The following is a 575-nucleotide window of genomic DNA, read 5'->3' on the forward strand; positions in this document are numbered from 1 at the left end:
GCCCCGAATCCAACGGGTGCAGACGCCATGCCGCCTGGGCGCAGGCCATCACCGACGCCCTGGGCAAGCAGACCGTCGTGGTCGCTGGTACCGACGCGGCCGGGGTGGTGCTGCCCCACCCGGCACCGGCCGGCTCATCGCCCACCCGCGCCCAACGCGACGATGTCGCCGCCCAGGTTGAGGCCCTGGTGGAGGCCCACCCTCTTTACCCGGTCCTGACCTCCATGCCCGGGGTGGGGGTCAGGACCGCCGCTGTGTTCCTGGCCGAAACCGCGGGCAGAACATTCCCCACCGGCGCCCACCTGGCCTCATACGCCGGCCTGACACCAGTCACCCGGCGGTCCGGGTCCTCCATACGCGGCGAGTACGTCTCCCACGCGGGCAACAAGCGCCTCAAACGCGCCATGTTCCTGTCAGCCTTCGCATCCCTCAGATCCGACCCCGCATCCCGGGCCTACTACGAACGCAAACGCGCCCAGGGCAAGCGCCACAACCAAGCCGTACTCGCCCTCGCCCACCGCCGCATCCTCACCCTATACGCCATGATCCGCCACGGCTCCCTCTACGACCCACCA

1 pseudogene is annotated in these 575 nt (G+C 69.9%); it reads left to right on the forward strand.

Annotated features, from left to right (window positions below):
- Window positions 1-575: pseudogene (locus DRB06_RS15235) on the forward strand (transposase); the annotation flags it as partial.

This window comes from Actinomyces sp. Z5 (assembly GCF_003287795.1).
In the GTDB taxonomy this organism is placed as follows: domain Bacteria; phylum Actinomycetota; class Actinomycetes; order Actinomycetales; family Actinomycetaceae; genus Actinomyces; species Actinomyces glycerinitolerans.